At 71.1% G+C, this 25,385-nt stretch carries 21 protein-coding genes; 9 read left to right on the plus strand and 12 right to left on the minus strand.

The features are described from left to right. Positions 1–133 precede the first annotated feature (133 nt). The 3 genes from ACFQU3_RS13615 to ACFQU3_RS13625 all read left to right on the plus strand — a co-directional run bounded on the left by ACFQU3_RS13615 (position 134) and on the right by ACFQU3_RS13625 (position 5,242). Complete coding sequence (locus ACFQU3_RS13615; protein WP_385910612.1) at positions 134–4,072, plus strand: multifunctional oxoglutarate decarboxylase/oxoglutarate dehydrogenase thiamine pyrophosphate-binding subunit/dihydrolipoyllysine-residue succinyltransferase subunit; 3,939 nt, start codon at positions 134–136, stop codon at positions 4,070–4,072. 167 nt (positions 4,073–4,239) lie between these two features. Continuing rightward, positions 4,240–4,416, plus strand: coding sequence for a DUF6104 family protein (locus tag ACFQU3_RS13620; protein ID WP_142184561.1), 177 nt, complete (start codon positions 4,240–4,242; stop codon positions 4,414–4,416). Positions 4,417–4,420: 4 nt separating this feature from the next. Next, positions 4,421–5,242: a GDSL-type esterase/lipase family protein gene (locus tag ACFQU3_RS13625; protein ID WP_385910614.1), complete on the plus strand. Its 822-nt coding sequence runs from the start codon at positions 4,421–4,423 to the stop codon at positions 5,240–5,242. On the opposite strand, the gene ACFQU3_RS13630 is transcribed toward ACFQU3_RS13625, so the two are convergent. Next, on the minus strand, positions 5,235–5,651 hold the full coding sequence (locus ACFQU3_RS13630) for a hypothetical protein (RefSeq protein WP_385910616.1): 417 nt from the start codon (positions 5,649–5,651) through the stop codon (positions 5,235–5,237). The two genes, ACFQU3_RS13625 and ACFQU3_RS13630, sit on opposite strands and share 8 nt — an antisense overlap. Positions 5,652–5,998: 347 nt before the next feature. Here ACFQU3_RS13630 and ACFQU3_RS13635 point away from each other — a divergent pair, with 347 nt between their 5' ends. After that, the gene (locus ACFQU3_RS13635) at positions 5,999–6,247 is read left to right on the plus strand and encodes a WhiB family transcriptional regulator (protein ID WP_013493302.1); all 249 of its coding nucleotides are present in this window, start codon (positions 5,999–6,001) and stop codon (positions 6,245–6,247) included. Between the two features lie 100 nt (positions 6,248–6,347). Here ACFQU3_RS13635 and ACFQU3_RS13640 read toward each other — a convergent pair whose 3' ends face one another. Together ACFQU3_RS13640 and ACFQU3_RS13645 are read right to left on the minus strand one after the other, a co-directional pair. Beyond that, positions 6,348–7,835 (minus strand): sensor histidine kinase, encoded by a 1,488-nt coding sequence (locus ACFQU3_RS13640; RefSeq protein ID WP_385910619.1) that lies wholly within the window; start codon positions 7,833–7,835, stop codon positions 6,348–6,350. Between the two features lie 84 nt (positions 7,836–7,919). Continuing rightward, positions 7,920–13,253: an NAD-glutamate dehydrogenase domain-containing protein gene (locus ACFQU3_RS13645; RefSeq protein ID WP_385910621.1), complete on the minus strand. Its 5,334-nt coding sequence runs from the start codon at positions 13,251–13,253 to the stop codon at positions 7,920–7,922. A gap of 155 nt (positions 13,254–13,408) precedes the next feature. On the opposite strand from ACFQU3_RS13645, the gene ACFQU3_RS13650 reads away from it, so the two are divergent. From ACFQU3_RS13650 to ACFQU3_RS13660, 3 genes are read left to right on the plus strand one after another with little or no spacing between them, the layout of a single operon-like run. Further along, the gene (locus tag ACFQU3_RS13650; RefSeq protein ID WP_385910623.1) at positions 13,409–13,732 is read left to right on the plus strand and encodes a hypothetical protein; all 324 of its coding nucleotides are present in this window, start codon (positions 13,409–13,411) and stop codon (positions 13,730–13,732) included. Continuing rightward, entirely contained in the window at positions 13,729–14,220 is a 492-nt protein-coding gene (locus ACFQU3_RS13655) for a hypothetical protein (RefSeq protein WP_385910625.1), read from the plus strand. Before ACFQU3_RS13650 ends, ACFQU3_RS13655 begins: the two co-directional genes overlap by 4 nt. A 35-nt stretch (positions 14,221–14,255) precedes the next feature. Beyond that, a complete protein-coding gene (locus tag ACFQU3_RS13660) occupies positions 14,256–14,753 on the plus strand; it encodes a DUF2505 domain-containing protein (protein ID WP_385910627.1) in 498 nt (165 codons plus the stop codon). A 95-nt stretch (positions 14,754–14,848) separates the two neighbouring features. On the opposite strand, the gene pruA is transcribed toward ACFQU3_RS13660, so the two are convergent. The 8 genes from pruA to ACFQU3_RS13700 all read right to left on the minus strand — a co-directional run bounded on the left by pruA (position 14,849) and on the right by ACFQU3_RS13700 (position 21,993). Next, positions 14,849–16,477: an L-glutamate gamma-semialdehyde dehydrogenase gene (gene pruA / locus ACFQU3_RS13665; protein ID WP_385910629.1), complete on the minus strand. Its 1,629-nt coding sequence runs from the start codon at positions 16,475–16,477 to the stop codon at positions 14,849–14,851. A 104-nt stretch (positions 16,478–16,581) separates the two neighbouring features. Then, complete coding sequence (locus tag ACFQU3_RS13670; RefSeq protein ID WP_385910631.1) at positions 16,582–16,980, minus strand: DUF4870 domain-containing protein; 399 nt, start codon at positions 16,978–16,980, stop codon at positions 16,582–16,584. Positions 16,981–17,087: 107 nt separating this feature from the next. After that, positions 17,088–17,792, minus strand: a complete 705-nt coding sequence (locus ACFQU3_RS13675) for an SGNH/GDSL hydrolase family protein (protein ID WP_385910633.1) — start codon at positions 17,790–17,792, stop codon at positions 17,088–17,090. Positions 17,793–17,852: 60 nt separating this feature from the next. Beyond that, positions 17,853–18,863 carry an alpha/beta hydrolase gene (locus ACFQU3_RS13680; protein ID WP_385910635.1) on the minus strand — a complete coding sequence of 337 codons (1,011 nt, stop codon included), beginning with the start codon at positions 18,861–18,863 and terminating at the stop codon, positions 17,853–17,855. A gap of 77 nt (positions 18,864–18,940) precedes the next feature. Next, entirely contained in the window at positions 18,941–19,543 is a 603-nt protein-coding gene (locus ACFQU3_RS13685) for a TetR/AcrR family transcriptional regulator (RefSeq protein WP_385910636.1), read from the minus strand. Positions 19,544–19,606: 63 nt separating this feature from the next. After that, positions 19,607–20,116 (minus strand): NUDIX domain-containing protein, encoded by a 510-nt coding sequence (locus ACFQU3_RS13690; protein ID WP_385910638.1) that lies wholly within the window; start codon positions 20,114–20,116, stop codon positions 19,607–19,609. Between the two features lie 12 nt (positions 20,117–20,128). Next, a complete protein-coding gene (locus ACFQU3_RS13695) occupies positions 20,129–20,572 on the minus strand; it encodes a DUF6912 family protein (protein ID WP_385910639.1) in 444 nt (147 codons plus the stop codon). After that, complete coding sequence (locus tag ACFQU3_RS13700; protein ID WP_385910641.1) at positions 20,572–21,993, minus strand: wax ester/triacylglycerol synthase family O-acyltransferase; 1,422 nt, start codon at positions 21,991–21,993, stop codon at positions 20,572–20,574. Before ACFQU3_RS13700 ends, ACFQU3_RS13695 begins: the two co-directional genes overlap by 1 nt. 40 nt (positions 21,994–22,033) lie before the next feature. On the opposite strand from ACFQU3_RS13700, the gene ACFQU3_RS13705 reads away from it, so the two are divergent. Both ACFQU3_RS13705 and ACFQU3_RS13710 read left to right on the plus strand, forming a co-directional pair. Further along, positions 22,034–22,420 carry a hypothetical protein gene (locus ACFQU3_RS13705; RefSeq protein ID WP_385910643.1) on the plus strand — a complete coding sequence of 129 codons (387 nt, stop codon included), beginning with the start codon at positions 22,034–22,036 and terminating at the stop codon, positions 22,418–22,420. Position 22,421: 1 nt separating this feature from the next. Continuing rightward, complete coding sequence (locus ACFQU3_RS13710; protein WP_385910645.1) at positions 22,422–23,747, plus strand: hypothetical protein; 1,326 nt, start codon at positions 22,422–22,424, stop codon at positions 23,745–23,747. Positions 23,748–23,794: 47 nt separating this feature from the next. Here the strand turns inward: ACFQU3_RS13710 and ACFQU3_RS13715 are convergent, their stop codons facing one another. Further along, positions 23,795–25,249, minus strand: coding sequence for a CpaE family protein (locus ACFQU3_RS13715; RefSeq protein ID WP_385910647.1), 1,455 nt, complete (start codon positions 25,247–25,249; stop codon positions 23,795–23,797). Between the last annotated feature and the right edge of the window lie 136 nt (positions 25,250–25,385).

Consider the following 25,385-nt stretch of genomic DNA (forward strand, 5'->3'; position numbering starts at 1 on the left):
GACGTGACGAACGCCTCGTCGACAGGCCGGCTCGACATCCGAGCCGCCGTCCGGTATCGGGGCGTTCGGGGCTAGGCTTGACCCCTGTATACGCACCGTCGCAACCAAGCCAAATGAAAGAGGCGCATTCGCCGTGTCCGATCAGTCCACGTCCGGTGACCCGATTGCTGCATTCGGTCCGAACGAATGGCTCGTCGACGAGCTCTACCAGCAGTTCCTGACCGACAAGTCGTCGGTCGACAAGGCCTGGTGGGGGTTCTTCGAGGACTACCGGCCGAGTGAGGCCGAGACGAGCGGAGGCGCGAGCCGGGCGGCGACCGCGACCGCGCCGAAGACGACGACCGGCACGGCCTCCGCGGCCCCGGCCACACCGGCTGCCCCTGCTGCCCCTGCTGCCCCTGCTGCCCCTGCAGCCCCTGACGCCCAGGCGTCCAACGGCTCGGCGAACGGCGCACCCGCTCCTGCGGCACCGCCCGCTGCTGCACCGAAGGCCCAGCCGACGGCCGAGCCCAAGACCGAGGCCACGCTCCCGGCCGCCACCGAGGCCAAGAGCGCGCCCGCGCCGGAGCCCAAGCCCGAGGCGAAGACCGAGCCCAAGACCGAGCCCGTCGCCGAGGCGCCCAAGCCGCGCGACATCCCCGCCGTCAAGGGCACCGGCCCGGTCAACGAGGACGCCGTGACCCCGCTGCGCGGTGCGTCCTCGCGCGTCGTGGCCAACATGGAGGTCTCGCTCACCGTCCCGACGGCGACGAGCGTTCGCGCCGTCCCCGCCAAGCTGCTCATCGACAACCGTGTCGTCATCAACAACCACCTCGCCCGATCGCGCGGCGGCAAGGTCAGCTTCACGCACATCATCGGCTACGCGATGGTCAAGGCCCTGGCGATCATGCCGGAGATGAACAACGGCTTCACCGACAAGGACGGCAAGCCCGCCCTCGTCCAGCCGGCCCACGTGAACTTCGGCCTCGCCATCGACCTGCAGAAGGACGACGGCAGCCGGACCCTGGTCGTGCCGTCGATCAAGTCGGCCGAGGAGATGGACTTCGTCCACTTCTGGACCGCCTACGAGGACATCGTCCGCAAGGCCCGGTCCAACAAGCTGACGGTCGAGGACTTCCAGGGCACGACGATCTCGCTCACCAACCCCGGCGGCATCGGCACCGTCCACTCGGTGCCGCGTCTCATGAAGGGCCAGGGCGCCATCATCGGCGTCGGCGCGCTCGACTACCCCGCCGAGTGGCAGGGCGCCAGCACCGAGACGCTCAACCGCAACGCCGTGAGCAAGATCCTCACGATCACCTCGACGTACGACCACCGCATCATCCAGGGGGCCCAGAGCGGCGACTTCCTGCGGATCATCCACCAGCTGCTCCTCGGCGACAACCGCTTCTACGACGAGATCTTCGAGTCGCTGCGCATCCCGTACGAGCCGATCCGCTGGACGCAGGACGTCGACTCCTCGCACGACGACGACATCAACAAGGTCTCCCGCGTCCAGGAGCTCATCCACGCCTACCGCGTCCGCGGCCACCTCATGGCCGACACCGACCCGCTGGAGTACAAGCAGCGTCGGCACCACGACCTCGACGTCACGACGCACGGCCTGTCGCTGTGGGACCTCGACCGCACCTTCGCGACCGGCGGCTTCGGCGGCTACCCGTTCCTCAAGCTGCGCAAGATCCTCGGCATCCTGCGTGACTCGTACTGCCGCACCGTCGGCATCGAGTACATGCACATCCAGGACCCCGAGCAGCGCAAGTGGATCCAGAACAAGGTCGAACGGCCCTACGAGAAGGCGAGCCGCGACGAGCAGAAGCGCATCATGCGCCGCCTCAACGCCGCCGAGGCCTTCGAGACGTTCCTGCAGACGAAGTTCGTCGGCCAGAAGCGCTTCTCCCTCGAGGGCGGCGAGTCCGTCATCGCGCTCCTCGACCGCATCCTGTGCCGCGCCGCGAGCGAGAAGCTCGACGAGGTCTGCATCGGCATGCCGCACCGCGGCCGCCTCAACGTGCTCGCCAACATCGCGGGCAAGTCCTACGGCCAGATCTTCCGCGAGTTCGAGGGCACCCAGGACCCCAAGTCGGTCCAGGGCTCGGGCGACGTGAAGTACCACCTCGGCACCGAGGGCGAGTTCGTCTCCGAGGACGGCAGCAAGACGAAGGTCTACCTCGCGGCCAACCCGTCGCACCTCGAGGCCGTCAACCCGGTGCTCGAGGGCATCGTCCGCGCGAAGCAGGACCGCCTCAACCTCGCCGGCGAGTCGTTCACCGTGCTGCCCGTGCTCCTGCACGGCGACGCGGCGTTCGCGGGCCAGGGCGTCGTGGCCGAGACGCTCAACCTCTCCCAGCTGCGCGGCTACCGCACCGGCGGCACGATCCACGTCGTCATCAACAACCAGGTCGGCTTCACGACGTCGCCCAGCAGCTCGCGCTCGTCGGTGTACTCGACCGACGTCGCGCGCATGATCCAGGCGCCGATCTTCCACGTGAACGGCGACGACCCCGAGGCGTGCGTGCGGGTGGCCGAGCTGGCCTACGAGTTCCGTCAGGAGTTCAACAAGGACGTCGTCGTCGACATGGTGTGCTACCGCCGCCGCGGTCACAACGAGGGCGACGACCCGTCGATGACGCAGCCGCTCATGTACAACCTCATCGAGGCCAAGCGCTCGGTCCGCAAGCTCTACACCGAGTCGCTCATCGGCCGCGGAGACATCAGCGTCGAGGACGCCGAGGCCGCGCTGCGCGACTACCAGCAGCAGCTCGAGCGGGTCTTCGTCGAGACGCGTGAGGCGAAGAAGGCGTCGGCGCCGGTGCCGCGCGCCAGCGAGTCCGACGCCCCCGACAACGCCGGACTCGAGCGCCCGACGGCCCAGGTCCAGGACGACGAGGCCCCGGTCCGCTCGGCCACCGAGACGGGCGTCCCGGCCGGCGAGATCGTCCACATCGGCGAGACCTTCGCCAACCCGCCGCAGGGCTTCACGATCCACCCGAAGCTCAAGCAGCTCATGGACAAGCGCGCCCAGATGGTCCGTGAGGGCGGCATCGACTGGCCCATGGCCGAGCTGCTCGCGTTCGGCACGCTCCTCAAGGAGGGGACGCCGATCCGCCTCGCCGGTCAGGACAGCCGCCGCGGCACGTTCGTGCAACGCCACGCCGTGCTCATCGACAAGAACAACGCGGAGGAGTGGACGCCGCTGCTCTACCTCGGCGAGGGGCAGGCCCGTTTCTGGGTCTACGACTCGCTCCTGTCGGAGTACGCCGCGATGGGCTTCGAGTACGGCTACTCGGTCGAGCGACCCGACGCGCTGGTGCTGTGGGAGGCGCAGTTCGGCGACTTCGCGAACGGCGCGCAGACCATCGTCGACGAGTTCATCTCCAGCTCCGAGCAGAAGTGGGGCCAGCGCAGCTCGGTCGTGCTCCTGCTCCCCCACGGCTACGAGGGCCAGGGCCCCGACCACAGCTCGGCGCGCATCGAGCGTTACCTGCAGCTGTGCGCCGAGAACAACATGACCGTCGCCTACCCGTCGACGGCAGCGAGCTACTTCCACCTGCTGCGCCGTCAGGCCTACGCCCGTCCGCGCACGCCGCTCATCGTCTTCACGCCGAAGTCGATGCTCCGCAGCAAGGCTGCGGCCAGCGCTGTCGAGGCGTTCACCCAGGGCGGCTTCCAGCCGGTCCTCAGCGACCACGAGGGCGTGACGAAGGACGTGACGCGCGTCCTGTTCGCATCGGGCAAGATCGTTCACGAGCTCGACGCCGAGCGCGAGAAGCGCGGCGACACGTCCACGGCGATCGTCCGTGTCGAGCAGCTGTACCCGATCCCCGAGAAGGAGATCAAGCAGGCGGCGGCCAGCTACCCCGGGGCCGAGCTCCTCTGGGTGCAGGACGAGCCCCGCAACCAGGGCGCCTGGCCCCTCATGGCGCAGTGGTTGCACGAGGACCTCTGCGAGATGGGCGAGACCCGTCCGTGGCGCGTCGTGGCTCGCAAGGCCGCGGCGTCACCGGCCACCGGCTCGTCGAAGAAGCACGCGCTCGAGCAGGCCGAGATCATGGACCGCGCGTTCGGTCGCTGAGCCCGGGTCTCGAGCCGCTCCCGGTGCACGCGAGGGACCCCGCCACGACGGCGGGGTCCCTCGCTGCCTGCGGCGGCTCACGGCATACGTCGGCGCCAGAGGGCTGCTCGTGCTGTTCCGCGGCCCGCCTTCGCAAACGCCGCCCCGGCACGCGATAGCCTCGCCACGTGTACTTCACCGACAGGGGCATCGAGGAGCTGGCGGCCCGGCGCGGCGAGGAGGAGGTCACCTTCGAGTGGCTCGCCGAGCAGCTGCGCACGTTCGTCGACCTCAACCCCGAGTTCGAGGTGCCGGTCGAGCGGCTCGCGACGTGGCTCGCCCGGCTGGACGACGACGAGGACTGAGCACGTGAGCGACCGCAGCGACAACGCCGGCACCCAGGCCGAGGCCCCGAGGGCGCCCTACGGCGTGGGCCCCGCGTACCCCTCGTCCCACACGCAGTTCACCGACGAGGCACCCGGGAGGTATGCCGCCGCGCCGGCTACCGAGCCGGCCCAGGCCCCCGCTCCTGCTGCGCCCGCGGCACCACCCCCCGAGCCGTACTACGCGCCGAGTGCCGAGTTCGCGGTCGCCGAGGGTGTCCGCGACGTCGGGATGGTCTTCGTCGGCGCCTCGATGACGGCCGGCTACGGCGATCCCAAGGGTCTCGGCTGGGTCGGCCGCGTCGTCGCCCGCACCCAGCACCCCGACCTCGACCTCACCGCCTACAACCTCGGCGTCCGCGGCAACACCTCGGGGGACGTCGTGGCCCGCTGGGGCGCCGAGTGCCACCCGCGGTGGGCGGGGCGCAGCGAGCGCCGTCTCGTGCTGTCCGTGGGCACCAACGACCTCCTGTCCGGCATGACGATGGCCCGGTCGCGGCTCAACCTGGCCAACGTGCTCGACGAGGCGACCAACGCCGGCATTGGCGTCTTCGTCGTCGGCCTCACGCCCACCCTCGACGCCGACCTGAACCGCCGCATCGAGGCCCTCGCCGAGGCGCAGGCCGACGTGTGCGCGCGTCGGGGCATCACCTACGTCGACTGCTACCGCCCGCTCGCGACCCACGACCAGTGGATGGCCGACCTCGCCGCGAGCCCCGACCGGGCGCACCCCGGCCAGGCGGGCTACGGCCTCATCGCCTGGCTCGTGTTGCACAACGGCTGGAACGACTGGCTCTCGCTCAGCTGACGACGTCACCGTCGGGGTCGGCCTCGTCGCGCCGCCCCGGTGCCGAGAGGGCCGCGACGATGCTCGCCGCCGCGACTGCGGCCACGGCAAGCGCGATGGTCGTGCGTCCGGACTCCTGGAGCGACCACGCGACGGGCAGCAGGAGGGCGTTCCAGAGCAGCGTCGGCGTGCGCGGCCAGTCCGCCGCCCGGGCCCAGCCGCGCGCGAGCGCCAGCAGCCCGATCCCGAAGACGAGGATGAGGGCGCCGGAGGTCGCCGCGACCGTCAGGTGTTCTGTGGCACCCGTCACCATCTCGTAGGCGTAGAAGACGGCGAAGCCGAGCAGCACGAGCGCTTCCAGGAGCGTGAGAAGTCCTGCGGCGCGGTGGGATCCGCGTATCTCACGGCTCCGAGAGGTCGGTTCGGTCACTCCCGCAGCCTAGCGACGGTGGCTGGGCGGCCCCTCCACGAGGTCGAAGGTGTCCGCGGACGGGACGAGGTCTGGAACTGGGAGCCGTCTGCGATAGACTCAATCCTTGGTGTGATCTGCGCCCAGGGCGTTGAACACGGACGTGGATGTCGATCACACTGGATCATGGCCCGCGACGCGTACGGAACCATTTCGTACGCGTTTCCGTTGGTCAGGGGGTCATCCTCCGTGACCGCGCGATACCCATGACCAGGCTCCGACAACGACGCTGGCGCCCGAGTACATGCACCGTGACCGACACCCGGACGCTGGTGCCGAACCGACATACATGAAGGAGCACGATCCACATGGATTGGCGCGACCGCGCTGCCTGCCTGGATGCCGACCCGGAGCTGTTCTTCCCCATCGGGAACACCGGACCGGCCATCCTGCAGATCGAAGAGGCGAAGGCCGTGTGCCGGACCTGTCCGGTGATCGACACGTGCCTCAAGTGGGCCCTCGAGACCGGCCAGGACGCCGGAGTGTGGGGTGGCCTCTCCGAGGACGAGCGTCGAGCCCTGAAGCGTCGCAACGCGCGGGCCCGCCGCGCTGGCTGACCCGCACCACCCGACCGCGAGCCCGGTGACCAGCACGGTCGCCGGGCTTTTGGCTGCTCTGCCCTGCGGGGCACCGCGGGCCGGATGCCGTGTGCCCGTCTCAGGTGATCGGGCGCAGGCTCGCGGTGAACCGGGCGCGCGTCCCGTGCGGCACCACCGGCTCCCACGTGATGCGGCCCTGGAGGTCGCCCACGAGCGACTGGACGATCTGGGTGCCCAGGCCGGAGCCGGGGCGCCGGGCCGGGTCGATGCCCTTGCCGTCGTCCTCGACGGAGACGACCACCATGGGCTGACCCCGCTCGTCGGCGAGGCGCTCGATGTCGATGCGGACCTCTCCCCCGGCGTCGCCGAGGCCGTGCTCGATGGCGTTCTGCACGAGCTCGCTCATGATCATCGCCAGTGACGTCGCGTCCTCGGCCCGCAGCCGGCCGAACGAGCCGCTCGTGACGGTGTGGACCGGTGCGCCGTTGGCCGACACCTCCACCACGGCGCCCAGCCCACGCTGCGCGATCGCGTCGAAGTCGACGGTCTCGTCGAAGCCCTGGCTCAGCTGGTCGTGGACCATGGCGATCGTCCCGACCCGTCGCTCGGCCTCGGCGAGCGCCACCCGGGCCTCCCCCTCGGGAACGCGCCGGGCCTGGAGCCGCAGCAGCGCCGCGACGGACTGGAGGTTGTTCTTGACGCGGTGGTGGATCTCCCGGATCGTCGCGTCCTTCGTCATGAGCTCGCGCTCGCGTCGGCGCAGCTCGCCGACGTCGCGCATGAGCACGATCGCGCCGAACCGCTGACCGGCCTCGGTCAGGGGGATCGCTCGCATCGAGACCGTGGTGCCGCCCGCAACGACCTCCGTACGCCAGGGCTGCCGGCCCGTGACGACGAGCGGCAGGCCCTCGTCGACCGGGTAGGACTCACGCACGTTCTCGGTGACGATCTGCGCCAGGCTCGCCCCGACCACCTCGCCGAGGTGCCCGAGGCGGTGCAGGGCCGACACGGCATTCGGGCTCGCGTACGTGACGATGCCGTCGACGTCGAGGCGGATGACGCCGTCACCGACCCGCGGAGCGCCACGCCGGAGGCCCGTCGGCGCGCTGCTGTGTGGGAACTCCCCGCCCGTGACCATCCGGCACAGGGCGTCGGCGGTCGCGAGGTAGGTCAGCTCCAGACGGCTCGGCGTGCGGGTGGTCCAGAGGTTCGTGTGGCGGGTCATCACAGCGACCACGTGACCGCCGCGCACGACGGGGATGTACTCCTCGCGCACGGACTGGTCGGGCCCGTGCTCATGGGGCACGACGACCTGGCGCACGCGCAGGATGCGCTGCTCGGCCGACGCCTCGTCGAGCAGGTCGCAGGTGCGCCCGGGGTCGGCCACCCGACCGACCTGGTCCTCGACGAAGACGAGCTGGCCGGTGGTCGGCCGTACGTGGGCGACGGCCTCCCACCGGTCGCTGGTCGAGCGGACCCACAGCACGAGGTCGGCGAACGAGAGGTCAGCGACGAGCTGCCAGTCGCCGACGAGCAGTTGCAGCCACTCGACGTCGTGGTCGGGCAGGTTGGTCCGCCCGCGCAGGAGCTCGCTCAGGGTTGCCACGGTACGAGCCTATTGCGCGAACTGCCCCGCTCCCGGACGGTGTCCGGGAGCGAGGCGGTGGCCCTCGTCGTGTCGGTGAGCCGGTCAGCTGTCGGGAGCCGCAGCCGCTCTCGCGGTTGCGGTACCGGTCGACTTCCTCGCGGCAACGGCGGCGGCGCGCCGCGCGGTCGCCTTCTTGGCCGGAGCCTTCTTCGCGGCGACCTTGCCCGCGGGGGCCGACGCCGCCTTGGTCGTCTTTCTTGCTGACGCCTTCGTCGTGGACGCCTTGGTCGCGGCTGCCTTGGTCGCGGCTGTCTTGCTCGAGGCTCCCTTGGCGGGCGCCGTCCTGCCTGTCGCCTTCCTGGCGGCTGCTTTCGACCTCGACTCCTTCGGGGCCGCCGGCCCCGAGGCGGCCTTCTTCGCGGCCGCGGTCCTGCCCGGTGCCTTCGAGGCGAGCACCTGCTCGCCCTCGGCCGGCGTGCCCGCGCCGGTGGGGACCTCGACCGGGGCCGGCGCTCCCGACGCGGCGGGCTTCGTGACCGTGCGCAGCGTGCGCAGCGCGACGGACAGCGCCGCGATGCCCGCGTGGCTCATCCTCTCGATACCGCCCAGCGCGGCCTTGGCGCGGCCGAGCGCGTCGGCGTTGAGCTCGGACCACTCCGCGAGGCGGGTGGCCGCATCGTGTCTGGAACTGCTCACCTCGAGGACCGACCGGGAGAGGCTCTCAAGGACGGTGTACAGGTCGTCGCGCAGGGCGCCACGGGCGAGAGCGTCCCAGCGGTCGTCACGTGGCAGCATCGTCACGCGCGTCAGCATCGCGTCGATCGAGAACGTCTCGGACGTCAGGAAGTAGACCCCGACGACGTCGTCGAGCTTCTCCCCGGTGTCCTCGGCGATCTCGATGCAGTCGAGCAGCGAGTACGCGTCGAGCAGCGACGCGGCGGCCAGGGCGAGCTCCTCCGGCACGCCCTTGCCCTCGAGCTCGCGGGCTCGACGCAGCATGCGGTTGCGCTCGCTGCCCTGGAGCAGCTCGGCGATGCGCCCGCCATACGTCTGGATGCCCGGTCGGAACCGCGCGACCTCGGCGGCGATGTCGAGCGCCGCTGGGCGCGAGGTGAGGAACCATCGCACGGAGCGGTCGATGAGGCGACGGAACTCGAGGTAGAGCGCGGTCTGGGCAGCCGTGCTGACCACGTTGTCGGTGGCTTCGACGCGGCGCACGAAACCTGCGAGGTCGAACACCTCACGGCACACGACGTACGCGCGGGCGACCTGCTCGGGCGTGGCACCGGTCTCCTCCACGGCCCGGTACGCGAACGTGATGCCGCCGCGGTTGACCATGGAGTTCGCGACGGAGTTCGTGATGATCTCGCGGCGCAGGGGGTGCGCGGCGATCTGCTCGGCGTACTTGGCGCGCAACGGCTTCGGGAAGTACTCGGCGAGAGTCGTCCTGAACCAGGGGTCGTCGGGCAGCGACGTCGCGATGAGCTGGTTCTTGAGGTAGAGCTTCGCGTAGGCGACGAGCACCGAGAACTCCGGCGACGACAGGCCGAGCCCGTCCTTGTTGCGCCGCCCGATCTCGGCGTCGCTCGGCAGGAACTCGAGGCCCCGGTCGAGGTCACCGTGCTCCTCGAGGAACTGGATGAGGCGCTCGTGCACCGTGAGCATCGCGTGCTGCTGAGCGCGGGCGTTGCCGAGCAGCACGTTCTGCTCGTAGTTGTCGCGCAGCACCTGCTGGGCCACCTCGTCGGTCATCGAGGCGAGCAGGGTGTTGCGCCGCTTCATCGTCAGCTCGCCCGAGCGGGTCAGCTCGGTGAGCAGGATCTTGATGTTGACCTCGTGGTCGGACGTGTCGACGCCCGCGCTGTTGTCGATGGCGTCGGTGTTGATCCGGACACCGGCGAGGGCCGCCTCGATGCGGCCGAGCTGGCTGGCGCCGAGGTTGCCGCCCTCGCCGACCACCTTGCACCGCAGGTCGCTGCCGTTGACGCGGATCGCATCGTTGGCTCGGTCGCCGATCTCGGAGTTCGTCTCGCCGGTGGCCTTGACGTACGTGCCGATGCCGCCGTTCCAGAGCAGGTCGACCGGGGCGACCAGGATCGCCTTCATCAGCTCGGCCGGGGTCATGCTCTTGGTGTTGGCGCGCAGGCCGAGAGCCGCGACCATCTGCGGCGAGACCGGCACCGACTTCGCCGACCGGTCGAAGACGCCGCCTCCCCTGCTGATCAGCGTGGCGTCGTAGTCGGCCCACGACGAACCCGGCAGGTCGAACATGCGCTGGCGCTCGGCGTACGAGGTGGCGGCGTCGGGGTCGGGGTCGACGAAGATGTGCCGGTGGTCGAACGCGGCCACGAGCCGGATGTGCTCCGACAGCAGCATGCCGTTGCCGAAGACGTCGCCGCTCATGTCGCCGACACCGACGACCGTGAACTCCTCGGACTGCGTGTCGACACCGAGCTCTCGGAAGTGGCGCTTGACCGACTCCCACGCGCCACGGGCGGTGATGCCCATGACCTTGTGGTCGTAGCCGGCCGAGCCACCCGAAGCGAACGCGTCGTCGAGCCAGAAGCCGTAGTCGGACGACAGTCCGTTGGCGATGTCGGAGAACTTCGCCGTGCCCTTGTCGGCGGCCACGACGAGATAGGTGTCGTCCTCGTCGTGGCGCACGACGCGGTGCGGAGGCACCGCCGCCCCCGAGACGAGGTTGTCGGTGACGTCGAGCAGGCCGGAGATGAAGAGCTTGTAGGACGCGATGCCCTCGTCGAGCCAGGCCGCGCGGTCGACGGCCGGGTCGGGCAGCTGCTTGGCGTAGAAACCGCCCTTGCTGCCGGTCGGGACGATGACGGCGTTCTTGACCATCTGGGCCTTGACGAGACCGAGGATCTCGGTGCGGAAGTCCTCGCGTCGGTCCGACCAGCGCAGCCCACCCCGGGCGACCTTGCCGAAGCGCAGGTGCACGCCCTCGACGCGGGGGCTGTAGACCCAGATCTCGAACATCGGGCGCGGCGCCGGCAGGTCCGGCACCTTCTTGGGGTTGAGCTTGAGCGAGACGTACGACTTGTCGTGGCCGTGCTCGTCGGGCTGGTAGAAGTTCGTGCGCAGGCTCGCCTGGATGACGCCGAGCAGGGCTCGCACGATGCGGTCGTGGTCGAGGCTCGCCACGTCGTCGAGCGCCTCTCGGATGCGGGAGACGAGCTGCTTCTCCTTCGCCGCGCGCCTGTCGTGCCCGGCCCCGGTGTCAGGGAAGGCATCCGGGTCGAACCGCGCCTCGAAGAGCTCGACCAGGCTGCGCGCGATGCCGGTGTTGGCGACGAGCGCCGACTCGACGTAGTCCTGCGAGAAGGTCGAGCCGGTCTGACGGAGGTACTTCGCGACGGTGCGCAGGATGACCACCTGGCGCCACGTGAGCCCAGCCGCGAGGACGAGGGCGTTGAAGCCGTCGGACTCGGCACGGCCGTCCCAGACCGCCCGGAAGACCTCCTCGAACCGCTCGCGGACGTCGTCGGCGAGGGCCCCGTCGCCCGAACCCCAGATCCGGGCGTCGGCGCGCAGCCCGAAGTCGAAGATGTGCAGGGTGCGCCCGTCGGGCCCGGGCACCTCGTAGGGCCTCTCGTCCGTGACCTCGACGCCGAGGTGCGTGAAGAGCGGGAGCACCTGGGTCAACGAGAGGTCGGCTCGGCGGTAGAGCTTGAAGCGGCGCTCGCGCGGGTCGTCCGAGGCTGGGTCGGCGTAGAGGTGCAGCCCGGTGGTGCGGTCGCCGTCGCCGAGGGCGTCGATGCGGTCGAGGTCCTCCACGGCCGTCTCGACGCCGAAGTCCTCCTTGTACGCCTCGGGCAGCGCCTTGGCGTAGGCCGCCATCGTCCGCGCTGCCCCTTCGAGCCCGCGTGCCTGGCTGAGCGCCTCGGAGAGGTCCTCGTCCCAGGTGCGGGTCGCGTCGATGACGCGCTGCTCCAGGGCCGCCTCGTCGACGTCGGGGATGTCGGTGCCGGTCGGCATACGAACGACGAAGTGCAGGCGGGCGAGCGTCGACTCGCTGACGCGCGTCGTGTTGTCGATGTTGTCGCCACCGAAGGCCGCGAGCAGGATCGCCTCGATGCGCAGGCGGACCGTGGTGTTGTAACGGTCGCGCGGGAGGTAGACGAGGCACGAGACGAAGCGGCCGAACTCGTCACGGCGGAGGAAGAGCTTGGTCTTGCGGCGCTCCTGCAGGTGCAGCACGCTCGTCGCGATGTCGGCCAGCTGGGCCGGGCTCGTCTGGAAGAGCTCGTCGCGCGGGTAGGTCTCGAGGATCTGCAGGATGTCCTTGCCCGAGTGGCTGTCAGCGCTCAGGCCGGTGAGCCGGAGCACCTCTTGGGCGCGCACGTCGAGCAGCGGGATGTCGTGGATCGTGTCGTTGTAGGCAGCCGACGCGTAGAGGCCGAGGAAGCGCTGCTCCCCCACGCACTCGCCGCGCGCGTTGAAGCGCTTGATCGAGATGTAGTCGAGGTAGACGTCGCGGTGGACCGTCGCCCGCGAGTTGGCCTTCGTGATGATGAGGATGTTGGAGTCGCGAGCGACCCGGCTGGCGGCCGGCGTCAGCACGAGTCCCTTTGCGGCAGAAGGACGGTCGTAGCGGAGCAGACCAAGACCGGTGCCCGGGACCTGACGCGAGACGTCCTTGCCGTTCTCGTGGGTCAGGGAGTACTCGCGGTAGCCGAGGAAGGTGAAGTTGTTGTGCGCGAGCCACTCGAGGAAGCGGCTCGCCTCGCGTGCGTGGTGCGGGTCGGTGCCGGGCGGCGTCGCCGAGCGGAGCTCGCTCGCGATCGTGAGCGCGTGGGCGCGCATCTTCGGCCAGTCCTCGACCGAGTCGCGGACGTTCTCGAGCACGTGGCGCAGACGGGCCTCGACGTCGGGCAGGGCATCGCTCGGGAGACGGTCGATCTCGAGGTGCATCCACGACTCACGCGCGAGGCCGACGGAGCTCGACTGGACGGTGGTCGAGCCGTCCGTGACGACGGTCTTCAGCTCGCCGGTGACGGTGCGCGACACCGTCATCTGCGGGTGCACGATGATGTGCACGCCGCGGTCGAACCCACCGAGGGCCGCCACGACGGAGTCGACGAGGAAGGGCATGTCGTCGACGACGATCTGCACGACAGTGTGGTTCGTCGACCATCCCTCGTCGTCGGCCGTCGGGTTGAACGCACGCACGTTGAACGTGCCGACGGGGCGGTCCTGCGCGAAGTCACGGTGTGCCAGGGCGATCGTCGAGAGCTCGCGCGCCGGACGCGCCAGCAGGTCCTCGGTGGCGACGAGTCGGTAGTAGGCGAGGAGGAAGTCCTCGAGGTCACGGGGTTCAGCGCCGCTGGATCGTCCTCGACCCCGCCGAGGGGGAGGTGCCACTGCAGCGGCAGCGGCTTTCAGGACGTCGATTCGAGACTGTTCGAGTGACGCAGACATGCGCTTGTCGGTTTCCTCACCGTGCGGCCCGTGTCGCGACACGTCGTTGTGCCGCGCATTCACGATGCGAGCCTATCGCCGTCCGGGCCCCGGCCCGAACCGCCCCCGGTGGAGAAGTCGGGTGACGCTCGCCGGGTGGTGCCTAGAGTGGTGCCATGACCGAGGGGAGCCGGGTTCCGGGAGCTGCAGATCCCGCGACGACTCGGGTCCTCATCGCTGCCAGGTCGACAGCGCGCGAGCTGTCCGACGTGCTGCTGACCCATCTGCCAGACCTCGGGGACCTGCCCACGCAGCGGGCTTTGGACGCATGGGTGGAGCAGGCGGCCGACACCCTGCGCGCCCTCTCCGAGGCCCTCGAGGAGCGGCTGCTCGACCTCGGGACCGGGCCCGCCTCCGGGCACGCGAGTGCGACGAGGCCCACGCCCGCCGGGGCCGCTGGGACGTCCGTCAACCCCATGACACAGGGCGATTCCCGATGAGCATCTCCCCCGGCGATCCCGGATCGACGTCGGCCCTCGGCGGCGCCCTGCGCAGGCAGGCCGGGCGACTCGCCGACCTCGTCGTCGACCTCGAGGACGCGGCATCCCGTGCAGCCCGTGGCGGCCACACGGACCCGACGCCGCGCGAGCGCGACCTGCTGACCCGCGCCGCGACGCAGCTCGACCGGGTCGGCGGCCTGCTCCAGTCGTGGACGACGACGGTCGTCGAGTCGGCGGCGCGGCTGCGCACCCTCGAACCAGCCCTGGCGCGCTGCGACCTCGTCGTCGAGGGCCACCTCGTCGTCGAGCGGTCCGGTCCGAGTCGGGTCGAGCCGGGCGAGCGCCTGGCCGAGCGAGAGCGCCTGCAGGAGCTGCTCAACCGTGTCACGGCGGTCCGGTCGCGCGAGCTGGCCGGGCTGCGCCGCGAGCTCGAGCAGTCGGGCGCGACCCTGGCGGCGCTCTCGGACCGGGCGCGGTCCAGCACCTGACTCCGCGCCGGCAGGCGTGCAATAGCGTGTCCGCCATGAGGATCACCGAGACGATCACGTATGCCGCCCCACCCGAGACCGTCTACGCCATGGTCACCGACGAGGCCTTCCAGCAGCGCAAGTGCATCGACGCCGGGGCGCAGCGCCACGAGGCCGCAGTCAGCACGGTCGGCGACGGCGCTCGCGTCGTGACGAAGCGCGACCTCCCGGCCGACGACCTCCCCGACTTCGCCAGGTCCATCGTCGGCTCGACGCTCTCGGTCACCGAGACCTACGAGTGGGGTGCCGCCGCAGGTGACGGGTCACGCAGGGGCACCCTCACGGTCGAGGTCGCGGGAGCGCCCGTCGCGATGCGGTCCACGGTCCGGCTCACGGCCTCCGGCGGCGGCAGCGAGATCTCGATCGACGGCGACCTCAAGGCCTCGATCCCGCTCTTCGGCGGCAAGGTGGAGAAGGCGGCCGCGCCGGCGGTCCTCGACGCGATCCGCAGTGAGCAGCGCACGGGTCAGGCCTGGCTCGCCGAGCGCATCTGACCGACGCCGTCAGCACACGGGGCCGCCGGGCCCGCCTCCCTCGGGAAGCGAGCCCGGCGGCATACGCCCTCGGGTGTGCTTGGGCGGCTCGGCCGTCAGCCCATGTGCGGGTAGGTGTGGTCGGTCGGCGGGACGAACGTCTCCTTGATCGAGCGCACGCTCGTCCAGCGCAGCAGGTTCTGTGCGGCGCCGGCCTTGTCGTTGGTGCCCGAGGCCCGACCACCGCCGAACGGCTGCTGGCCGACGACCGCGCCGGTCGGCTTGTCGTTGATGTAGAAGTTGCCGGCGGCGAACCGCAGGCGCTTCGTGGCGTCGGCGATGGCGCCGCGGTCCTGGGCGATGATCGAACCGGTCAGGCCGTACGGCGCGAACCGCTCCATCTGGTCGAGGACCGCGTCGTACTGCGAGTCCGGGAAGACGTGCACCGACAGGATCGGACCGAAGTACTCGGTGCGGAACGACTCGTCGCGGGCGTCCTTGATCTCGAGGACGGTCGGGCGCACGAAGTAGCCCTCGGAGTCGTCATAGGTGCCGCCGGCGACGATGTCGATGCCGGGCGCCTCGTGCGCGCGATCGATGGCGTCCCGGTGCTTGGCGAACGCGCGGTCGTCGATGACGGCGCCCATGAAGTTGGACAGGTCCGTGACGTCGCCCTGCGTCAGGCCGTTCGTGATGTCGACGAGGTCGTCCTTGATCTGCATCCACACCGACGCGGGCACGTAGGCGCGCGATGCCGCCGAGCACTTCTGGCCCTGGAACTCGAAGGCGCCGCGGATCATGGCGGTGCGCAGCACGGCCGGGTCGGCGCTCGGGTGGGCGAGGATGAAGTCCTTGCCGCCGGTCTCGCCGACGAGGCGCGGGTAGGTGCGGTAGCGGTCGAGGTTCGTGCCGACCTCGTGCCACAGGTGCTTGAAGGTCGGCGTCGAGCCGGTGAAGTGGATGCCGGCGAGGTCCTCGTCGGCGAGGGCTGCCTTGCTCACCTCGATGCCGTCGCCCGTCACCATGTTGATGACCCCGGGGGGCATTCCCGCCTCCTCGAGCAGCTCCATCGTCAGCTGGGCCGCGAGCTGCTGGGTCGGGCTCGGCTTCCAGACGACGGTGTTGCCCATGAGCGCCGGTGCGGTGGGAAGGTTGCCGGCTATCGCCGTGAAGTTGAACGGTGTGATCGCGTAGACGAAGCCCTCGAGCGACCGGTAGTCGGAGCGGTTCCAGATGCCCTTGGCGTTGAGCGGCGGCTGCTGCTCGAGGATCTGCCGCGCGAAGTGGACGTTGATCCGCCAGAAGTCGATGAGCTCACAGGCCGCGTCGATCTCGGCCTGGTAGGCCGTCTTGCTCTGGCCGAGCATGGTCGCGGCGTTGAGGCGGGCGCGCCACGGACCGGAGAGCAGCTCGGCGGCCTTGAGCAGGATGGCGGCGCGGTCGTCGAAGGCGAGCTCGCGCCACATCGGCGCGGCGGCCTTGGCTGCATCGACGGCGGCCTGCCCCTCCTCGACGGTCGCGTTGCGGAGCGTGCCGAGCACCTTTCGGTGTGCATGCGGCTGACGGACGGCGAGCTCGCGACCGGTCCCCGTGACCCGTTGGCCGTTGATCGTGTGGGGCAGCTCGGTCTGGGTACCGCCCAGCTCGGCGAGGGCGACCTCCAGCGCGGCTCGCTCGGGCGAGCCCGGCGCGTAGTCGAGCACCGGCTCGTTCGCCGGTGCGGGCACGTGGGTCACGGCGTCCATCAAGTTCTCCTGCTGGGTCGGCACGGTGTGCGCCCGGCACGGGCGCTGGGGTGGCCGCCTCGTGGGCGGGCCACCCCATCGTTCCATGTCCGCAGGAGTGCCTGTCAGTGCAGGACGGTGATGCTCCACGGGTAGCGGTAGGACTCGCCGCGGTTGGCCGCCATGGCCGCGCGGACGTGGAACCACAGTGCCGCGACGATGGCGACGATCCACACGATGATCGCGACCGGGATGAGGATGACCGTGAAGAACATGAGCCAGCCGACGATGATCGCGGCCCACACGGCGAGGTTGAAGTTGAAGGACCCTGCGGCCGCCTGACGGACGAACACGCTGCGGTCCTTGTAGATGGCCCAGATGACGAGCGGGCCGACGACGCTGAGCCAGCCGACGGAGATGATCGCGGCGATGATGGCGGCGAGGTGCCCGAGGATGGCCCAGGTGCGCTCGTCGCTCGTCGGCGTCAGGGAGTGACCGGACGGGTGCGGGATGGGTTGTGTCATGGGTCCATCGTCGCGCCTGACGGGCCGTGAGCGCTGCTGGGGACGGCCCTGATCGGACCCTGACAGACCCTGACTCTGCCCTGACCCCGGCCGGCAGGGGCCGACCCTCAGGCGTTGGCGCCGACGCCGTCCTCGATGACGAGCGAACACACCGCGCTCGAGCCGTCCGCGATGCCCAGTGTCGAGAGCAGGGTGAGGGTGAGCTCGTGGTGACCCCGGGATCCGGGGTGGAAGCTGTCGTCGAGCCAGCCTTCGGGAGCGACCTCTCCGTCGGCAGCCTCGCGCCACGCTGCGGAATGGTCGACGACGAGAACCCCGAGGTCGCGGGCGACCTCACGCACGGCCTCGGCATAGAGCGCGAGGACGCGCGGGGTGCGGCCGTCGCCCTCGAGCACGGGTGGGGGTGTCTGCAGCACGACGGTGGCGCCGACGTCGCGGGAGCGCTGGACGATCTGGTCGATGCGGTAGCGGAAGCCACGCACGCCGTCGTCACCGGCGAGGATGTCGTTGGTGCCGAACATCACGAAGACCACGTCTGGCGCGAACCGCCCTGCACGCCAGTGGAACTCCGACAACAGGTCCTCTGCAGTCGCACCGGACACCCCGCTGTTGACGACGGTGTCGCCACGGCGTCCCAGCTCACCGCGGACGCGCTCGGCGAAGTGCTCGACGTAGCTGCGGTGACCGTGCGTGTGGGCGACACCCTGGGTGATGCTGTCGCCGAGGAAGACCCACGTCACGGGCGGACCGGACAGGATCTCTCGGAGTCGGTCGGCGTCGCGGCGGGCGTACTCGTCGGCGGTGAAGTCCATTACCGAAACGTAACAAGCGATCGTGCGGGCGCGACTCCCCCGGACCAGCCAGTGGGACGCTCAGGCCGCGCCGGCCCGGGCGGATGAGGCCACCGTCTCCCGGCGGCCGGACCCGAGCACGGTGCCGGGAGCGAGTGGCTGGGGGCGGTCCTCGCCGTGCAGCGTGGGCTCGATCGGCAGCCGGTCGACGAAGCGGGCGACCGCTCCCCCGACCGCCGCGTCGGCCAGGACCCTCCGGTGGCCGAGCCCGGTCGTCGAGAGCAGCTGCGCCCCTGGCCAGGAGCGCACGAGCCGTCTCGACGGCTCGTGCGCGGCCTCACGGTCCAGCAGGTCGTGCACGACGAGGAGCTCGGGTCGCTCGGCGGGCGACAGCGCGGCCGCGATCCTGACGAGGTCGAGCGCCTCGACGTCGTAGCCGGTGCGACGACGTGCGCGCTCGCTGAGCCGTCGGGTCGAGCGCTCGCCCAGGGCGAGCTCGGCACGCAACCGCTCGAGCAGGTCCGGTATGCCGGACGGCGGGGCCACCGCGACGAGCCGCTCCGTTGCGAGCCATCCGTCGCGCACGGCGAGGAGCGACGCCAGCGCGCCCATGGAGTGGGCCACCACGCCACGGGCGGGACCGAACCGGGCCGCGACGGCGTCGAGTGCCCGTCCCAGCTCGACTGCGTCGCTCGAGCGGGCCCCGTGCCGGCCAGGGTCGGAGTGGCCGTGGCTGAGGCCGTCGAAGGCCACGACGCACAGGCCTCGCTCGAGCAGGGGCGACACGAGGGGTGTCATCTGCTCGAGCGTGCCACCCCAGCCGTGGACGAGGTAGACGACCGGACCGTCCCCCCAGGACCAGCCACGGACCACGCGTCCGCGCAGCTGCACCTCGAAGGGCGCCCCGAGCAGCTCGCGCATCCGGAGGGCGCCATCGACCGACGCGACGCCGACACGTGTCGGGAGTCGGTCGGGGAGCCGGAACCAGAGGCGCTCGGCGAGCCGTGCCGCTGCGTGGGGCGCGAACGGCTCGAGGCTGCGGAAACCCGGGCGAATAATAGACCGAGCGATCGTGCTTTTCTGTAGGGCCATCAAGGTCATGCGATGCTCCTGAACGGTGAGTGGTCGAGGGTGGGGACGAGATGCTGAGCCGGTCGGTCCGGCTCGCTTCAGCCGGACCGACCGGCGGGTCGACAGCTGTCGAGGAGACGCTCGAACGCCCTCCTCGCGCGGCTCTCCGCCGCGTCGTCGCGCATGAGCCGCCGGGCGTGGTGGTGGGCGAGGACGATGCCCTCGAGCTCGTACGCGAACTGCTCGGGGTCCACGTCGTCTCGGAAGTGTCCCTCGCTCACGGCGGTGCCGACGATGAGGATGACGGACTCGAGCTTGTCGCGCTCCGCGCGGACCAGCTCATCCCGGACCGCACCCTCCTGGTCGTCGAACTCGCTCGCGGCGTCGACGAAGATGCAGCCTCCGCCGAACCCGGTCGACTGCCAGGTGAGCCACCGGTCGAAGAACCGCCGAAGCCGCGGCTCGCCGCGCGGCATGGCAAGGGTCGGACGCATGACGACGTCGGTGAAGCGGTCGCGGGCGTGCTGGAGAACCTCGACCTGGAGCGCCTCCTTGGACGCGAAGTGGGCGTAGAGTCCGCTCTTGCTCAGCTTGGTCGCGGCCGCGAGAGTCCCGATCGTCAGGCCACCGAGGCCGACGAGCGACGCGAGCTCGGTCGCCTCGTCGAGGACGGCGGTCTTCGTGTTCTCACCCTTGCCCATGGCTCTATAAAAGCACGACCGTTCGGCTGCGGCAAGGGATCTGGGTCCATGCATTCCATGCCATCAACCCGCCGCCCACGCGCGCACGATCGCCGACCAGACGGCCACGCTGTCCGGGACGAAGCTCTCGGGCTCGTCGTCGATCCGCGCGACGAGGTCCTCGACGGTCACCCACTCACCCCACGCCACCTCCTCCGGTTGCCATCGGACTTCGCCGTCCCACACGACGACGTACCGGAAGGCCCGATAGGACGTGGCGTCGTCGGCGTAGTCGGCCACACCGAGGCGCTCGGGGGCGACGCCGGAGACGCCGAGCTCCTCCTCGGCCTCGCGCACCGCACCGACGTCGGGGTCCTCCCCCGCGAGCACCACGCCACCCGCCGCGAAGTCGAGGAGTCCCGGATAGACGTCCTTGGTCGTCGTGCGCCGGTGGAGGTAGATCCGGCCGGTCGGGTCTCGCACGACGACGGAGGATGCGGCGTGACGCAGGTTGCGAGCGCGCATGACCGAGCGGGGCGCCGACCCGGACACCCGACCCGTCTCGTCGTAGAGGGCGACCTCCTCGTCGGCCACGGTCGCCGCGGCTCAGGTCCGGAGGAAGCCGCGGACGTCGTCGAGCTCGGTGACGTCGTACCAGAGCAGCTCGTCGGCGTCCTCGTCGACCCCTCCAGCGAGGTCGTCGTCGACGTGGAACGACGCGACCCGCGACAGCGGGATCGGCGCCGTCACAAGCACTTCGGACACGGGCGATCCCTCGCGCGGCGCCACCCAGGCGGGGTCGGCATCGGCCGACGCGACGACCCGCCGGTCCATCGGTGCCGCCCGCAGCGCGCCCGCGGCAGCGACAGCGTCGCTGAAGGCGGCGTACTCGAGGTCCTCGACGTCGAGCCCCGGCGCCGCGCGCTCGAGGCCCGGGGTGACGGCATACGCCTGGCGCGGCGTGCCCGGACCGGCGGCGAGGGAGCCTGCGGCAGCGAGCTGTTCGAGGTCCTCGCGCCCCAGCGGCACGTACACGCGCACGACGGGCATCAGGACTCCCTGCCGCTCGTCAGCTCGGCGAGCGACTCGACGATCGACTGACCGAGCACGTCGACGTCGGGCATCGCCTCGCGGTCGGCATTGAGCCCGAAGTACACGCCGCCGGCGTACGAGGTGATCCCGATCGAGAGAGCTTGCCCCTTCGCGAGCGGCGTCACGGGGTAGGTCGAGAGCATCTTGGCGTCACCGGCGTACAGCGACGTCTGGGGCCCGGGGACGTTGGTGATCATGACGTTGTAGAGGCGGCGCGACATCGCCGATCCGAGCCGGGCCCCGAGAGCATGCAGCGTCGGCGGCGCGAATCCGGCGAGGTTGGCGAGCGAGGTGGCCCCGACCGCCTGGCCGCCCTCCATCTGCTGACGCATGGCGAACGCGATCTGGTGCAGCCGCATCGAGGCCCCCGGCTCGCCGACCGGGAGGTTCACGACACACGCCATCACCTGGTTGGCGTACATGCCGGTCGGGTCGTCGCCGTAGATGCTGACCGGCACCATGGCGCGCACCACCGTGTGCGAGCTGACGGCCTCCCCTCGACCGAGCAGCCACGAGCGGAAGCCGCCGGCGATCGTCGCGAGCACGACGTCGTTGATCGTGACGTCCTCGGCGTACGCCCCGCGGGCGAGCCGTTTGCGCACGAGGCGGTAGTCGTCGAGATCGGTCGCGATCATCACCCAGCGGCGAGCCGAGCCGATCTCGGCGTTGAGCGGCGAGTCGGGGGCGGGCCGCGCCGCGGTGCGCGCCACGGTCGAGAGCACCTGACCGGCCGACTCGACGGCGCGAAGCCCCACGTTGAGGGCGTCGTTGACCCCGCCGCGCACGAGGTCGACCACCTGGGTCGGGCGGCGGACCGCATCGACCACGGCACCGGTCACCAGCTCGATCGACGACGGCCCACGGCTCGGCTCCCACGGTGGCGGGTCGTCGTCGAGGTCCTCGCCCTTGACGGCGTCGACGATGACGTGCGCGATGTCGAGGGCGTTGACGCCGTCGATGAGGGCGTGGTGCGTCTTGGTGACGATCGCGAAGCGCCCGTCCTGCAGGCCCTCGACGAGGTAGACCTCCCACAGCGGGCGCGTGCGGTCGAGCTTGCGGGGCTGGACCCGGGCGACGAAGTCCTGCAGCTGGCGGTCGCTCCCCGGGCGTGGCAGACCAGCGCGCCGCACGTGGTAGCCCAGGTCGAACGCCTCGTCGTCGACCCAGACCGGGTTGGCGATGCGGCCCGGGACGTCACGGACCTTCTGCCGGAAGCGCGGGATCGCGCCGATGCGGCTCTCGATGATCCGCACGAGCTGGTCGTAGTCGAAGCCCTCGCTCGGCGGCTCGAAGACCATGACCGACCCGACGTGCATCGACGTGGTGGCCTCCTCGAGGTAGAGGAACGACGCGTCGAGCGAGGTCAGGCGGTCGGACATGGTCACACTCTGCCAGACGCCCCTGCCTAGGATCGTGGCCATGCGTGCGTTTCGTGCCCTTCCGTATGCCGTCTGCGTCCTGGCGCTCACGGGCCTGACCGCGTGCTCCTCGGGGAGCCCGGCCGGCGGGTCCGGCGCGCCCACGGGCGCGGTGTCGACGGGCACCGTCAAGCGCCTCGAGGTCACCGTCACCGGGACCACCGTGACTCCGGCCCCGGCCCAGGTCGAGCTGCCCGTCGGCTCGACCCTCGAGCTCGTCGTGACCAGCGACCACGACGACGAGCTGCACGCCCACGGCTTCGACGTCGAGGCCCCACTCCAGGCGGGGATGCCGGCGACCCTGCGCCTGACGGCCAAGGAACCCGGCGTCTACGAGGTCGAGACGCACGAGCCGGCCCTGACCCTGCTCTCCGTCGCCGTGCGCTGACGTGGTCGTCGCACTTGCGCCGGCGCACGGCGTCGGCAGCCGCGGCGACCTGCCGCTACCGTTCGCGGCACTCGTCGTCGGCGCCCTCGCGGCGCTGCTCATCTCCTTCGTCGCCATCGGGACCCTCTGGCGGGAACCCCGGCTGCGGGACACCGACGGCCTGCTGCTGCCCCGGCCGGTCGCTGCCATGCTCGACTCGGGCTGGCTCCGGGTCGTGGCTCGCGTCCTCGCTGCCGTCGTCACCGTCTGGACCCTCGCGGCGCTCGTCCTCGGCCCCGACTCCGCGCGCAACCCGGTGCCACACGTCGTCTACGTCTGGCTCTGGGTCGGGCTGGCGTTCGCCTCGATGCTCCTCGGCCCGGTGTGGCGCCTCATCAACCCGTTGCGGGCGCTGCACGCCGGCCTGCTGAGGGTCGCCCGTGTGTCGCCCGACCTCGCGGCGCTGCCCTACCGCTGGGGCCTGTGGCCCGCCGCCGTCGGTCTCGCAACCTTCACGTGGGTCGAGCTCGTCGCCGAGGAGAACACCTCGTTGGGCTTCCTGCGCCTGCTCGTCGCCGGCTTCGTCGCGGTCTCCCTGCTCGGCGCAGCCGTCTTCGGTCGGGTGTGGTTCGACCGGGCGGACCCGTTCGAGGCATGGTCCCGACTGCTGGGGTTGCTGTCCCCGCTCGGTCGCCGCGCCGACGGGCGGTGGGTCCTGCGCACGCCTCTGCACGGCGTCAACAGCCTGCGCGGCCAGCGCGGCCTGGTGCCCACCGTCGCCGTCATGCTCGGCGGCACGGCATACGACGGCTTCTCGGCCAACCTGTCGTGGGCCACGTTCGTGCAGACCTCACAGGTACCCTCGTCGGTGCTCAAGACGGTCACGATGCTCGCGTTCTTCGGGCTCGTCGCCCTGACGCTCTGGATCGCCTCGGTGGTCTCGGTGCGCCTCGCGGGCGAGCCCGTGCGCCAGTCGTTCGCGCTCGTCAGCGACATCGCGCCGTCCCTGCTGCCCATCGCAGGCGGGTACGTCGTCGCGCACTACTGGTCGCTCTGGGTCTACCAGGGGCAGTACGCCTGGCGGCTGCTGACCGACCCCCTCGGCACGGGGGCTGACCTGCTCGGCACGGCCGACCTCACGCCCGACGACGCGCTCATCCAGCCGACCCTCGTGGCGACGATCCAGGCGGTCAGCATCGTCGTCGGCCACCTGCTCGGCGTGCTCGCCGCGCACGAGCGCGCCGTCACCGTGCTCGACCGGAGAGCGGCGGTCATCGGCCAGGTGCCGCTCATGGTCGTCATGATCGTCTACACGCTCGGTGGCCTGAGCATCCTCTTCGCCCCCTGAGGTCGCCGTGCCCATCGGCGGGTGCCCGGTGCCGTATGCCGTGTCGCTCATGCGCCGGCGGCCACCGATGCCCGCCGGGTCGTCCGGCGGCTCCGGCGCTCGCGACGCCGGTCTGCGGGCGCGGACCACGGGACGAGGGCGGTGGCCAGGTCGGCGACGGCATGGCGCACCGGCGACTCGGGAGCGTGCTCGACGAGCGAGCGCCCCGCGAGCAGCGCGCCGTCCAGCGCGGCCGCGTCCTCGGGCACGAACCGCACCGACGTCAGGCCGGCGAAGCGCAGCAGGGAGTCGGCGATGCGCGACTCGGGTCGCGAGCCAACGGCCGCGGCGCGCACCCGGTTGACGACCGGCACCGGCTGGCCCGACGGCACGGTGCCGAGCTCCTGCAGTCCGCGGACGAGACGCTGCAGCGCGATCGGGTCGGCTCCGCCGACGGCGACGACGAGGTCCGAGGCCGCCAGGGAGGTGAGCGTGGCCTCGTTGCGGCGTGGGGCCACCGTGTCGTAGCTCAGCTCCTCGTCGTCCTCGAGGCAGAACCCGCAGTCGACGAGGACCACCTGGACCAGGGACCGGCTCAGCTCGAGCACCCGCTCGAGCGCCGCGGCGCGCACCTCCGGCCAGCGCTCGGCCTTGGGCAGCCCGGTCAACACCCGCAGCCCGGACACCACCTCGGGGGCGATCCGCGACAGGGCGGGCAGGTCGAGCAGGCCCTGCTCCGCGGCCCGGCAGGCGGCCGCGATGCCGGGGGCCTCGTCGAGGAGCCCGAGCGCCTGTGCGACGCACCCACCGTAGGTGTCGGCGTCGACGAGCAGGACCTCGGTTCCCCGACCCGCGAGCTCGGCGGCGAGGGTCGTGGCGATGGTCGTGCGGCCGGGCGCACCGGTCGGGCCCCAGACCGCGATGACGGGCGCCCGGGACGGCCCACGCGTGCCCCGCCCGCTGGGCCCGCGATCGTTGAGGTCGTCGGCGTCGGACGGACCGTCGACGCCGCAAGGTGCGGCCACGTCGCGAGGGTCGGAGCTGTCGATGTCGAGGTCGCCGACCGTCGCCGCTCCTGACCGCGCCGCTCCGGCCGGACGCCAGGACGCGGCCTCCTCGTGAGAGGAGGCGTCGGCCGACACGGGCGGGACGGCATACGCGTCGGTCGGAGGACCGGCATGGGCTGAGGGCTCCGGAGCGTCCGGGCCGGCGAGCGCCGCCTCGAGCTCGTCCGCGGATGCGCCGGTGGTGTCAGCAAGGCACTCGGCCCAGCGATCGGCCCCCGCGTCGGCGGGCAGCGTGGCGGTGACGGTGAGCTGCCGCAGCCGGCGCTCGGCGCCCTCGTCGTCCGGCGGGTGCACCCCGATGACTCGGATCCTGTTGCTGCGCAGCCGGTTCACCACAGTGAGGTCGAGCCCGCGGAGGTCGGAGGAGACGACGGCCGTGTCGCCGACTCCGGCATCGGCGACCGACAGGAGCTCGGCGACGTCGGCGCAGCGGCGGCCCACCGTCACGTCGGGCACACGCTCTAGGTGTACCCGGCCACGACGTTGGTAGCAGCGAGCCTGCTTGAACAAACGAGAACCTCCGAATGGGATGTGGCTTGTCTAAGGCCCACTCCAACCCGGAGGTTCTCGTGTCCCACGGTAGTGCCCGGCT

It is taken from the genome of Terrabacter sp. GCM10028922 (genome assembly GCF_042666095.1).
Classification (GTDB): domain Bacteria; phylum Actinomycetota; class Actinomycetes; order Actinomycetales; family Dermatophilaceae; genus Terrabacter.